Below are 12946 nucleotides of genomic sequence, written 5' to 3'. Positions count from 1 at the left end.
TGTTGACGTTGGGATTGCGATGAACCTTTACTTGGATTACCTGGCTGAAATCAAAAGCAGAGAACAACAAGGGCTTGCTCCCAAACCGATCGATGACGGCGCGCTGACGGCCGAAATCATCGAGCTGATCAAGGATGCCGGCAGCGAGCACCGCGCCGACGCCCTGAAGTTCTTCATCTACAACACCCTGCCGGGCACCACGAGCGCCGCCGGCGTCAAGGCGGCCTTCCTGAAGCAGATCATTCTCGGCGACGTGCCCGTGCCGGAGATCACGCCCGCCTTCGCGCTGGAGCTGCTGTCGCACATGAAGGGCGGGCCTTCGATCAAGGTGCTGCTCGATATCGCGCTCGGTAACGACGCCGCGATTGCCGCCGAGGCGGGTGAGGTGCTGAAGACCCAGGTCTTTCTTTACGACGCCGACATGTTCCGCCTGCGCGACGCCCACAAGGCCGGCAACGCCATCGCCACCGACGTGCTGGAAAGCTACGCGAAGGCTGAATTCTTCACCAAGCTTCCGGATGTCGAGGACGAGATCAAGGTCGTGACCTTCATCGCCGCGGAAGGCGATATTTCCACCGACCTTCTGTCACCCGGCAACCAGGCGCATTCGCGCTCCGACCGCCAGCTGCATGGCCAGTGTATGATCTCGCCGGAAGCGCAGGCGGAAATCGTCGCGCTGCAGAAGCAGCATCCGGACAAGCGGGTGATGATGATCGCCGAAAAGGGCACGATGGGCGTGGGCTCGTCGCGCATGTCGGGCGTCAACAACGTGGCGCTGTGGACCGGCAAGCAGGCCAGCCCCTATGTGCCCTTCGTCAACTTCGCCCCCGTCGTGGCCGGCACCAACGGCATTTCGCCGATCTTCGCCACCACGGTCGACGTGACGGGCGGCATCGGCATCAACCTGAAGAACTGGGTGAAGAAGCTTGGCGAGGACGGCAAGCCGATCCTCAACAATGACGGCAACCCGATCCTGGAGCAGAAATATTCCGTCGAGACCGGCACCGTGCTGAAGATCGACGCCAAGAACCGCAAGCTTCGCGATGACAGCGGCAATGAGCTGGTCGACGTCGCCGCCGCCTTCACGCCCCAGAAGATGGAATTCATGAAGGCCGGCAGCTCCTATGCCATCGTCTTCGGCAAGAAGCTCCAGACCTTCGCGGCCGAAACGCTTGGCGTCGAGGCCACGCCGGTCTTTGCCCCCAACAAGGAAATCTCGATCGAAGGCCAGGGCCTCACCGCGGTCGAGAAAATCTTCAACCGCAACGCCGTCGGCGTCACCCCCGGCAAGGTGCTGCATGCCGGCTCGGATGTGCGCGTCAAGGTCAACATCGTCGGTTCGCAGGATACGACCGGTCTGATGACCGCGCAGGAACTGGAAGCGATGGCGGCCACCGTCATTTCGCCGCTGGTGGATGGCGCTTATCAGTCGGGCTGCCACACGGCTTCCGTGTGGGACAAGAAGGCGCAGGCCAACACGCCGAAGCTCATGTCCTTCATGCACAATTTCGGTGTCATCACCGGCCGTGACCCGAAGGGTGTCTATCATTCGATGACGGATGTGATCCACAAGGTGCTGAACGACATCACCGTGGATGACCGGGCGATCATCATCGGCGGCGACAGCCATACCCGCATGTCCAAGGGCGTGGCCTTCGGTGCGGATTCCGGCACCGTCGCGCTGGCACTGGCAACGGGCGAGGCGACCATGCCGATCCCGCAATCCGTCAAGGTCACCTTCAAGGGCACGATGCAGCCGCATATGGACTTCCGCGACGTTGTCCACGCGACGCAGGCGCAGATGCTGAAGCAGCATGGCGACAACGTCTTCCAGGGCCGCATCATCGAAGTCCATATCGGCACCCTGCTTGCCGACCAGGCCTTTACCTTCACCGACTGGACGGCCGAAATGAAGGCCAAGGCGTCGATCTGCATATCGCAGGATGAAACGCTGATCGAATCGCTGGAAATCGCCAAGTCGCGCATCCAGATCATGATCGACAAAGGCATGGACAATGCCGCCCAGACGCTGAAGGGTCTGATCGCCAAGGCGGATCAGCGTATCGCCGAGATCCGTTCGGGCGAGAAGCCGGCCCTGACCCCCGACGACAATGCGAAATATTTCGCCGAAGTCGTCGTGGATCTCGACGAGATCGACGAGCCGATGATCGCCGACCCAGACGTCAACAATGCCGATGTATCCCGGCGCTACACCCACGATACGATCCGCCCGGTGTCCTATTACGGCGGCGCCAAGAAGGTCGATCTCGGCTTCGTCGGCTCGTGCATGGTGCATAAGGGCGACATGAAGATCGTGGCCCAGATGTTGAAGAACATCGAAAAGGCTGAAGGCAAGGTCGAGTTCAAGGCGCCGCTCGTCGTCGCCGCGCCGACCTACAACATCATCGACGAGCTGAAGGCGGAAGGGGATTGGGAAATCCTGCAGAAATATTCCGGCTTCGAATTCGATGACCTGAAGCCGAAGACCACGAACCGGACAGAATACGAAAACATCCTCTACCTGGAGCGTCCGGGCTGCAACCTGTGCATGGGCAACCAGGAAAAGGCTGAAAAGGGCGATACGGTTCTGGCAACCTCGACCCGTCTGTTCCAGGGTCGTGTCGTTGAAGACACCGCCGAGAAGAAGGGTGAATCGCTGCTGGCCTCGACCCCGGTCGTCGTCCTCTCGGCAATCCTTGGCCGCACGCCGAGTGCGGAGGAATACAAGGCGGCCGTTGAAGGGATCGATCTGACCAAGTTCACCCCGCCGAAGGGCACGCCGATCGATTCCCTGTCGGTCCATTATTGAGGTTTCTGTCCGTAAGGCTGACGTCTCACGGACAGGGCGCATCGTGGCAATCCGGATGCCCGCCGAAGGGTGGGCATCCGGGCTATTCGACGGCGGCACCGGAGTGCCGGATGCGGCTATGCCTGCCGTTGCCGTCAATATTCCCCTGATCGGCATGGCGAAAACGCAGCGCCTTTGGCGTGTCTTGGCGATCGAAAAAAACTCAATCGCAGATTTTCAAGGCATTGTCCGGCCTTTGCCGGGCGATGACCCGGACTGCTCAGACCCTCAATTCGCCTGGGGATTGTCCTCGGAGGTCATCACGTCGGTCCAGTCGTCGATGAAACGTTTGCGCTGGGCGGCGTCCTGGGTGGCGAGAAGGGCAGGGCCGATCCGGACGATGCGGCCCACCCCGCTTTCGATAAGCGATGTCGGGCCGTCGACGCCCGCCGGCATGGTGCCGTCCCGTGAGAAAAAGAAGGATTTTTCCCGGGCGACGCGACGTCCGCGTTCGGAGAGAAGATAATCGATGAAGCGCCCGGCAAGCGCCGGTTGCCTGGCCTTTTGCGGAATGAGCGCGGCCCGGCTGAGAACAAGCGTGTAATCGCGCGGCAATACGATCTTGAGCTTGGGATCGCGCAGCGTCGCCGCATAGGCGTAGGAGCCTATGACATTGTAGCTTATATATATTTTGTGGTTGGAAAGATCGGCCAGCACGGAATTGTTGCAGCAGCGAAGCTGCGTGTCGACGCGGCTCATGCTCTCCAGCAGGCGGCCATAGGCGGTGGAGTTCTGTTCCGCATCGAGGAAGGCGAGGAGATAACCGACGCCCGACTGGCGAAGATCGTAGGTCGCGACATGGCCGCGGTAGAATTCCTGTTTGCGGCGCAGCAGGTCGGCAAGTTCGGCGCGTGTGTGCGGCACATCCTGTGGCGGAACATAGTCGCTGTGATAAACGATGACGCTCGGCTCGAAGGTGAAGCCATAGACCTCGTCGCGCCAGCTATTGGCGTGGTTTTCCGCCGCCCGCGTTTCCGCGGACACATGCGGCATGGCGCATCCGTCATTGGCAAGCTTTACCATCTGGTCCACCGAGGACGACATCAGAAGATCGCCGAACTCTCTTTCCACCCGGCAGGCTGTGTCCGCCTCGCGATAGAGGTCATTGGTGACGAAATCGGTGTAGACTATGGCGATATGTGGTTCGGTCTCCTGGAAATCCAGAAGAAGCGGTCTCAGCGCGGAGGTGTCGGCGGCACCGTTTATGACGAGACGCCCGGTTTCCCCGGCCGGTGCGGGGAAATATGTCGAGGTGCCTTCCGTCGGCTGCGGATGCGCCGTCCCCGTGGCCAGCACCGAAAGCAGGATTGTCAGGAAAAGGTTTTTCAAGCGCTTTCCTCCCCGGCGCAGGGCAGATCCAGGATGACGGTAAAACCGGTATCGCCCTTTTCGCGAAAACGGATTTGACCGCCATGCGCGACCGCCACTTCCGCTGCTATGGCGAAGCCGAGCCCCGAGGCGGAGCCGGCATTGGCGGAGGCGGCGTTGAAGCGGCGCGACATCTGATCCCATTTTTCCGGCGGAATGCCCGGCCCGTCATCTTCCACCTCCACGCAGATGCGTTCCCCATGCTGCATGACCCGGACATCGAGGCGCGAAACCGCGCCGTGGCGCAGCGCATTGCTGATGATATTCGCGATCGCTTCCCTGAGGCTGACAGGATCGCCCCTGACCGGCAGCAGCGCCTCGTCGGCCTCGAAGGAAATCACCATGTCGGGATCGACGGTCAGCGGCACCGCATGGTGGAAGGCCGTGCGCGCCACCGTGACCAGATTGACGTTTTCGAGCTGGATGGTGCCGGAACGATGGATGACCATTGCGTGGCTGAGAAGCTGGTTGGTCAGCTGCGCCAGTTCGCCCGTGCGTATCTTGATGCGTTGGCTGCGCTCGCGATTTTCGGGGATCATGCTTGTCTCGTCGAGCATGTCCACCTGGGCGGAAAGCCCGGTTAGCGGCGTGCGTATCTGGTGGGCGGCATCGGCGATGAACTGCTGCAGCCGCACCACACGTTCGTCCAGGCGGGTCATGAAGTGGTTGATCGCGCCCAGGAATGGCTGCAATTCCAGCGGGGCTGGCATTTCCATGGGTGTCAGGTCCTCGGGGTTGCGCTGCCGCAGTGCGAGGGCGAGGCGGGTGACGGGTTTCAGCGCATAACGCACGGCAAGGAAGGTGCCGCCGAGGCCAAGCAGGATCATGATGCCGACGATCAATATGGCGCCCTGCGTTATCTCGGCGGCCAGCGCCCGGCGCGCCTCGGTGGTCTGCGCCAGGATGACGTAGATCCATCCGCCCTGCGCCTGATCGGCCAGCGCGCGCGACACCGTGATGGTGCGCACTTCGACGCCGCGATATTGCTCCGTCTCGAGCTGGGGAGCGTAACGCGCGGCGATCGAATCGTAATCGGCATTGAGATCGGGATAGCCGCTGACGATGGTGCCGTCCGGCCCGACGATGCGATAAAAAATCCGGTCCCTTTCGGCAAAACCGAGCAGTTCGAAAGCCGAAAGGGGCAGATTGACGATCAGTTTGCCGTCATTCTGGGTGATGCCGTCGGCAATCTGCATGGCGGCGCCGCGCAGCAGCTGGTCATAGGTCTTGTTGGCCGCCGTCTGGGCATAATAACCGGCGGCGGAAATGAGTATGCTGGCGCCGATGAGCAGAACCATGCCCACACGGATGACAAGGCGCGAAAACAGCGATGGTTCACGCGTTGTCATCGATCACCAGTTGATAACCCATGCCGCGCTGGGTGACGATCGATACGCCGGAGCCCTCGATCTTCTTGCGTATCCGGCTGACATAAAGCTCGACCGCATTGTGGTTGACGCCTTCATCGAAGCCGAACAGCGCATCCATCAGCTCGTCCTTGCTGAACAGGCGGCCGGGACGGGTGGCGAAGACCTCGAGAATGGCGATTTCACGCCGCTTCAGCTGGACTTCGCGTTTGCCGATGCGAACATTGCGGCTTTGCTGATCGAGCTGCAGGTTACCGCAGGTGATGACATTGCTGGTCTCGCCGCGGCTGCGCCGCAGCAGGACACGCACACGCGCATCGAGCTCGCGAAAATCGAAGGGTTTCACCAGATAGTCGTCCGCGCCGAGATCGAGCGCGCTGACCCGGTCCTCGATTTCGGAACGCGCCGTCAGCACCAGCACGGGCACGGTCTTTCTGGCGGCCCGCACACGACGCAATATCTCGAAACCGTCAAGCCCGGGCAGCATGACGTCAAGAATGATCAGATCATAGTCGGTGAAGTCGAGAATTTCAGCCGCAGCAAGTCCGTCTGCCTCCCAATCAACCGAGTGTCCCACTCGCTCCAGTCGTTGATTGATTGCCTCCCCGACATCCCGTGTGTCTTCGACCAATAGGATGCGCATGGGCCATGCATTGCATGAAAAATCGTAGCTGACAACAAAAACATATTCGAACGTGACAGGTTGCTGACAGATTCACGGCTAAATTTATGTAGCGTGGCGATCTATTCGTTTGGTCGGATGGTTTCCACTATATCCTTGGGAGGATATCGATTTGGTGGGCGGCTTGATCTACTTCGTAAGAAGTGGAAATACTATTGCTTTGCTCAAAATAATCGGGATATTTCGACGTATACTGGCAATTGAATATGCCGTGACGTGTTTGCCTCTCTTCCCTCGGATGTCTTGAATCATTATGGGAGGACCAGGAATGAAGCAATTTTTCTCTTATACGCTGACCGTGAATGCGGCGGCCCTGCTGCTGGCCATGCCGGCGTTTGCAGCCGGCGACGAGCTTGTCGAGGCCGCACGCAAGGAGGGTTCGGTCACCATCTATTCGGCCACCGACCAGGCGCAGGCGCAGGCGGCCCTTGACGCATTCGCCAAGAAATATCCCGGCATCCGTATCGACTACAACGATATCGGCACCAATGGCGTCTATAACCGCATCATCTCGGAAGCCGCGGCAAAGCAGGTGGGCGGCGACGTCTTCTGGACCTCGGCCATGGATCAGGGCGTGAAACTGGCGACGGATGGTTATCTGGAAACCTACAAGTCGCCGGAACTGGCCTCGCTGCCGAGCTGGGCGGTCTTCAAGGACATCGTCTACGCCACCTCGATCGAGCCCGTCGGCATGATCTACAACAAGACCGCGCTGCCGGAAGACAAGGTGCCGCAGACGCGCGAAGACCTGATCAAGTTCATTTCCAGCGGCGATTATAACGGCCGTATCGGCACCTTCGATCCGGAAAAGTCCGGCGTCGGCTTTCTGATCCAGACCAGCGACATGGAAAATACCGGCAATTTCTGGGACATGACCAAGGGGCTCGGCAAGGCGAAGGGCAAGTCCTATTCCTCGACGGGTTCCATGCGCGAAACCGTGGTCTCGGGCGAAAATGTCCTCGCTTATAATCTGATCGGCTCCTATGCGCTGGATTGGGTGAAGAGCGCGCCGAACCTCGGCGTTGCCTTCGGCAAGGATTACACGCTCGCCTTCTCGCGTGTCGCCGGCGTGTTGAAGGACGCCCCGCATCCGAATGCCGGCAAGCTGTTCATCGATTTCCTGCTGTCGCAGGAAGGGCAGAACGCGCTTGCCTCGAAGGGCATGCCGGCCCTGCGCAAGGATACTACCGAAGGCTACAATATCGATACGCTCAACGACCTCGTCGGCGGCAATCTGAAGCCGATCGCGCTCGATGAAACGCGCCTCGACTTCATGGAGCCGGCGAAACGGCTGAAGTTCCTGAACGAGTGGCGCGCAGCGCTGAAGGGCTGATCTCGCCCGGACGAACCGGTCCCCCGGGGCGGGGCCAGACACCGTGCCTTCCCCCGAAGGCAAGCGGCGGTGTCTGGCCCATCGCCCGAGGTCCTGCCGCTTTTACGACAATCCATTCCCCAAACGCCTGTTTCCCGGAGGTTGCAACCCATGCCGGTGGATGCCATGACCCAAAACCCACCCCGAGAACTATCCCGCGAACCGCGGCTGAGGACGCCCCGCCCGCCCGGCGAAGCGCTGCTCTTCCGCCGGCTCGTCATCGGGCTCCTGACGCTGTGCGTCCTCACGCCCATCGTCCTGATCATCTATCAGAGCTTTCTCGATGGGCCGTTCTTCAGCCCCAGCGCCAGCCTCGGCCTCAGCGCATACGAATATATTCTCGTCGACCCGATGTTCTACGACGCCCTGTGGAACACGGTCATCATGGCCGTGGGCATGGTGGCGATCGCCGTTCCCCTGGGGGCTGCGCTCTCCTTCCTGCTCACCCGCACCGATGTGCATTTCCGCAAGGCGCTGGAAGTCATCGTTCTGGTTCCGATGTTCATTTCGGCGCTGGTGCTTGCTTTCGGTTATACGGTCGCCATCGGGCCGTCCGGCTTCGTTTCCATCCTCACGCGCGACATCATCGGTTTCGTGCCGTGGAACATCTATTCCCTGACCGGTATCGTGCTTGTCACGGGTCTGGCGCATGTCCCGCATGTCTATCTTTACGTGTCGGCGGCGATGCGCAACCTGCCGTCCGATCTTGAAGAGGCCGCCCGCATCACCGGCGCGCCCATCTGGCGCGTGTGCTGGGATGTCACGGTTCCCATGGTGCTGCCGGCGCTCATCTTCGCCACGGCTCTCAACCTGTTGATCGGCTTTGAAATGTTCGGCGTGCCGTTGGTGTTGGGCGATCCGAGCGGCATCAATGTCCTCACCACCTATATCTACAAGCTCACCACACTTTTCGGCGTGCCGACCTACCAGCTGATGGCGGTCGTCGTCGTTCTGCTCGTGCTCCTGACCCTGCCGCTGGTATGGTATCAGCGCCGGCTGCTGCGCCACAGCCGCCGTTATGCGGCCCTTGGCGGCAAGGGCTCGCGCACCACCGTCATGCGGCTTGGACGGGCCGGCCAGATCATTGCGCTTTCGATGATCGGCTTCTGGCTGTTCCTGTCGGTCATCCTGCCGATCGGCGGAATTGTCCTGCGCGCCTTCGTCGATGCGTGGGGGCAGGGCGTCAATCCCTTCGCGCACCTCACTACCAAGCATTTCAACGCGCTTTTCGAGGTTCCGAGCCTGTATCGCGGTGTTCTCAACACCATCATTCTGGCCGTCGTCGGCGGCGCGCTGGCCGTCGCCTTTTATCTGGTCGTCGGTCTTGCGGGGCACCGCAATCGCGACGTGTCCAACACCGTGCTCGACTATATGGTTCTTCTGCCCCGCTCCATGCCGAGCCTGATCATCGGCCTCGCCTTCTTCTGGCTGTTCCTGTTCATCCCGTTCCTGGTGCCGCTGCGCACGACGCTGATAAGCCTTTTCATCGCCTATCTGATCGTTGGCCTTTCTTATGGCCTGCGGCTGCTGCAGGGCACGCTCATCCAGGTCAGCCCGGAACTGGAGGAGGCCGCCCGCACGACGGGTGCGACAATCGGCCAGACCTGGCGCGATGTCGTCATTCCCATCGTGCGTCCCGGTCTCGTCGGTGCATGGGCGCTGATCATGATCGTCTTCCTGCGCGACTATGCCACCGGCATCTATCTCATGAGCGCCGGAACCGAAGTCATCGGCTCGCTCATGGTGTCCATGATCCAGTCCGGCGCAATGGACACGATTGCCGCGCTGGCATTCGTCAGCATCGTTCTTACCGGCGCAGGCCTCGGTCTCGCCCTTCGTCTGGGAGCAAAAATCCATGACTGAACTCACTGTTCGCGACGTTCACAAATATCTCGGCGGCCTGCATATTCTCCAGGGCGCGTCCTTCACCGCCGAACGCGGCTCGATCGTTTCCTTGCTCGGCGCTTCGGGCAGCGGCAAGACGACCCTGCTGCGCTGCATTGCCGGCCTGGAGCAGCCCGAGCAGGGTCTCATCAGCATCGGCGGCAAGCCGGTGCTCGACGGCGGCAAGGGCCTGACGGTCGCGCCGGAAAACCGTAATATCGGCCTTGTCTTTCAGTCCTACGCGCTGTGGCCGCATCGCACGGTGATGGAAAACGTCGCTTATGGCCTGAAGCTGCGCGGCGTCAACCGCGTGGATGCCGGCAAACGTGTTCAGGCGACGCTGGAAAAGATCGGTCTCGGCCATCTTGCCGAGCGTTATCCCGACCAGCTTTCGGGCGGGCAGCAGCAACGCGTGGCCATCTGCCGCGCGCTGGTCTATGAGCCGCGCGTCCTGTTGATGGACGAGCCGCTTTCCAATCTGGATGCGAAGCTGCGGGAAGAGGCGCGTTACTGGATCCGCAAGCTCATCCTTGACCTGGAAATCTGCGGTGTTCTCGTCACCCATGATCAGTCGGAAGCGCTTGCCGCATCCGATAACATCCTGCTGCTGCGCAACGGCGCCATCGTTCAGGAAGGCACGCCGCAGGATATCTATACAAAGCCGAAGAGCTTTTATGCGGCCGACTTCCTCGGGGCGAACAATGTCGCCAGCGGCGAGATTCGCGGTCTCGGTGAGGATGCCAGCATTCACGGGCCGAACTGGCAGCTCGATGGCATTGTTTTCGGCAAGAGCGGCGAAAAGGAGGACAGGGCGGTCATCCGCGTCGAGCAGATCGCCGTGCATGACAATCCCGGCCAGAACCGCAGGGAAATGCATCTCGATGCCTGCCTCTATCTTGGCGATCGCTGGGAATACCGCCTGAAAGCCGGCGATTTCGCGGCCAAGGCCTTCGGCCCGAAAGCCCTGCCGGAAGGTCCGGTCTGGGTGGATATCCCGCGGGAAAGCGTGTGGCTTTTCGCACGTGGCTCATAGGTTCCGGCCCATTCGGCCCGGCGCGCCTCCGACGGAGGGAGGCTGATCCGGTAAGTGCGTCACGGTCCATCGTCGTTTTCGTCAACGAAGCGGCGGTGGGCCTCAACGCCGAAGGACGCTTCGTAAAACAGTGCCGGAGCGACGGCGCAAGACAAGCCGCCCGCTTTTCACGACATGCAGCCGTTTGTCTTATACTCCATGGTGAGCCCTCCGTAACGCCGAAGGCGGCATGAGGCGCTTTGATCAAGGTCGTCACGCAACAAGCTCAAGCAATGGTGGAGCTGAACCTTCCGCGCACAGACGGATGCAGGGTTGCCGAGACATGCCGGACGTTGCGATCCCGGCTCTGAGGATATGCGGCGCGGTACGGCATCATTTCTGTTTTTCGATCGCCTCGGTGATCAGTCGGATCCGCTCACGTGCGCCATGGCGGTATATGTCGATCTTCATGCCTGCCGGTAGGGGTAGGTGCATCAGTGCCCAGCTGGTCACGGCCTCTGGCTCGTCGAGGGCGGCGAAGCGTTCTTCTTCGAACGGCGACGGTTTTGCCTGCGCCGTCTGGATCGCTTTCGAGACCACTTTCCTGAATGTTTCAACCTCTGCGGCTGTGGCTTGCATGTCAGGCTTGGGAATCAAATCGAAGGTCACCTGTCCATCGGCAGAGGTGCCGTTCACCATCACCGGCGTCTCGACCGAAAATTCAATCCGTCCACCGCGCTTCGGCATGAACGAGGCACCATTGATCCAGGCCAGAACGCCAACCGTTTGATGCGCGAAGGTCAGGACCCGAAACGTGCCCATCGCTTTCCGATAGGCTTCGTATTCGGTCTCGGTGGTTGCCAGCTGGTACGTGAGGCCTGGAACCGCGTCATCGCCGGCCGTTGCCAGGCCGGGCAGCGAGCGGGCGCCGGGTTCGGCATTCTGCCACAGTCCGAAACCCGCATCCTGCGATCCGCTTGCCTTTGCCTGCCAGCCGGGCGCCTGTCGTAGATCCGGCAGGTTCCCGGCGACCGCGATCCCGGCGATATCGGCGACAGGATTGAAGCTTACCACATAGTCGGGCAGCTCCTCTGGAGCCCCGGGCTGCGACCTGGCGATCGCCTGCACGTCCACGCGGTAGGAGCCGTTTGGCAAAGAAAACCACCGGTCGGGAAAATCGCCGGGATCGTCCATCTTTTCCTCGCCGGGCAGCCCGTCGGTATTGTCGAGATAAACCTGGCCGTGCCTGACAATCAGAGGATAGCTCCAGCGCGCGCCGGCGAACTTGACCTCGGTGGCGGTCGGCTGATCCATGGTCAGCCTGATCAGGAAACCACCATCCGCCCCCGTTCCAAAACCGAGGAGGCGTCCGGCAGCGGACTCTTTCCTGTATGCGAAGCTATAGGCGTACCAGGCGATCGGATCGGCAGCCCGGTGGGCAAGATCGTCCGGATGGAAAATGAGGAAACCGGCGACATCGGTGTCGATCTCGATCGTCCGATCTGCCGCGGCGGCGGGCGGCGCGACGAACAACAGCGATGTGATGGCGTGGATCAGCTTGCGCATGTCGGTCTCCCTGCATTTATATCGGCGTCTGTCCAATGAGGTCCTGAATGCCGGTCGAGATATATGCGTGTCCGGACCGCAACAGGCGCAGCGTAGGGTGACAGCCTCTTTCAATTCGTATGATGTAACAGCCAACGGTTTCATCGAACAGCCTTGCAGGTTAACGTAACGGCTGAGTGGTGCCGGACATTTCAACGGCAATGCGCCTGCGAGCCGACTTGATGTCGATTTATGCTGGTCGCGGCGTTTGATGAAGAGGCCTTTCGGATCGCGGAAAGATCATCGAGGATGGTGGCTGGGCGGAGATGATGAAAACAGAGCGTGCAAATCCACGTCGATACTCTGGAGTGATGACCGTTGGCGGCATTTGCGCCGCATTTCTGGATTTCGCAGTCGCTGCGGCCATGCCGGTGGACATGACGGTTGACCGCCTTCTCAATATTTGCGAAGCGCCCACGGTGGAGGCGGCGTCGGTCAAGGGTGACGAACTCGGCTGGCCGCGTATGACCGATACGGAAACCGAGGATTGGCGCCGTCATTTCGTCGCCTATAATGGCGGTTCGGTTGAGGTCGTGGGCTGGCGCGGCGAAGTCGAGTCGTTGTCTTTCTGGATTGCCACTGGTCCGAACGGACGCAAGGCATGCGCATATTCCACGGCAAGGCCCGCCCTTTTTCTGGATGCCTTGTCGAAGCGGCTTGGCGCGCCGGATAGTCTAGACAAGAATGACGCGATAGAAAGCACGATGGCCTGGTGGACGCGAAGCCCGGTCGAGTATTCATTTGTTCAGGTCGGCGCCTCCGCCATCATCAATATTATCTCGGATGGCGGAGCGGGTCGTTGAAGCGC

9 protein-coding genes are annotated in these 12946 nt (G+C 60.7%); 5 read left to right on the top strand and 4 right to left on the bottom strand.

Features of this window, described 5'->3' with window-relative positions:
• Nucleotides 1–19 precede the first annotated feature (19 nt).
• The gene (locus tag ACI2KA_RS19185; RefSeq protein ID WP_404504051.1) at nucleotides 20–2809 is read left to right on the top strand and encodes a bifunctional aconitate hydratase 2/2-methylisocitrate dehydratase; all 2790 of its coding nucleotides are present in this window, start codon (nucleotides 20–22) and stop codon (nucleotides 2807–2809) included.
• Between the two features lie 267 nt (nucleotides 2810–3076).
• On the opposite strand, the gene ACI2KA_RS19180 is transcribed toward ACI2KA_RS19185, so the two are convergent.
• From ACI2KA_RS19180 to ACI2KA_RS19170, 3 genes are read right to left on the bottom strand one after another with little or no spacing between them, the layout of a single operon-like run.
• A complete protein-coding gene (locus ACI2KA_RS19180) occupies nucleotides 3077–4177 on the bottom strand; it encodes an ABC transporter substrate-binding protein (protein WP_404504050.1) in 1101 nt (366 codons plus the stop codon).
• A complete protein-coding gene (locus ACI2KA_RS19175) occupies nucleotides 4174–5565 on the bottom strand; it encodes a sensor histidine kinase (protein ID WP_404504049.1) in 1392 nt (463 codons plus the stop codon). The genes ACI2KA_RS19180 and ACI2KA_RS19175 overlap by 4 nt, the downstream gene beginning before the upstream one ends.
• A complete protein-coding gene (locus tag ACI2KA_RS19170) occupies nucleotides 5552–6226 on the bottom strand; it encodes a response regulator transcription factor (RefSeq protein WP_404504048.1) in 675 nt (224 codons plus the stop codon). The genes ACI2KA_RS19175 and ACI2KA_RS19170 overlap by 14 nt, the downstream gene beginning before the upstream one ends.
• A 307-nt stretch (nucleotides 6227–6533) precedes the next feature.
• Between ACI2KA_RS19170 and ACI2KA_RS19165 the strand changes: the two genes are divergently transcribed.
• The 3 genes from ACI2KA_RS19165 to ACI2KA_RS19155 all read left to right on the top strand — a co-directional run bounded on the left by ACI2KA_RS19165 (nucleotide 6534) and on the right by ACI2KA_RS19155 (nucleotide 10554).
• A complete protein-coding gene (locus tag ACI2KA_RS19165) occupies nucleotides 6534–7598 on the top strand; it encodes an ABC transporter substrate-binding protein (protein ID WP_404504047.1) in 1065 nt (354 codons plus the stop codon).
• A 165-nt stretch (nucleotides 7599–7763) separates the two neighbouring features.
• Nucleotides 7764–9500, top strand: a complete 1737-nt coding sequence (locus ACI2KA_RS19160) for an ABC transporter permease (RefSeq protein ID WP_404504046.1) — start codon at nucleotides 7764–7766, stop codon at nucleotides 9498–9500.
• On the top strand, nucleotides 9493–10554 hold the full coding sequence (locus ACI2KA_RS19155) for an ABC transporter ATP-binding protein (RefSeq protein ID WP_404504045.1): 1062 nt from the start codon (nucleotides 9493–9495) through the stop codon (nucleotides 10552–10554). The genes ACI2KA_RS19160 and ACI2KA_RS19155 overlap by 8 nt, the downstream gene beginning before the upstream one ends.
• A 372-nt stretch (nucleotides 10555–10926) precedes the next feature.
• Here ACI2KA_RS19155 and ACI2KA_RS19150 read toward each other — a convergent pair whose 3' ends face one another.
• A complete protein-coding gene (locus ACI2KA_RS19150; RefSeq protein ID WP_404504043.1) occupies nucleotides 10927–12099 on the bottom strand; it encodes a DUF6386 family protein in 1173 nt (390 codons plus the stop codon).
• Between the two features lie 404 nt (nucleotides 12100–12503).
• Between ACI2KA_RS19150 and ACI2KA_RS19145 the strand changes: the two genes are divergently transcribed.
• Nucleotides 12504–12941 carry a hypothetical protein gene (locus ACI2KA_RS19145; protein ID WP_404504041.1) on the top strand — a complete coding sequence of 146 codons (438 nt, stop codon included), beginning with the start codon at nucleotides 12504–12506 and terminating at the stop codon, nucleotides 12939–12941.
• Nucleotides 12942–12946 lie beyond the last annotated feature (5 nt).

This window comes from Agrobacterium sp. NPDC089420 (assembly GCF_044900305.1).
Classification (GTDB): Bacteria; Pseudomonadota; Alphaproteobacteria; order Rhizobiales; family Rhizobiaceae; genus Agrobacterium.
Note: the sequence above shows the minus strand (reverse complement) of the source record. Positions and strands in the feature narration are given on the sequence as shown.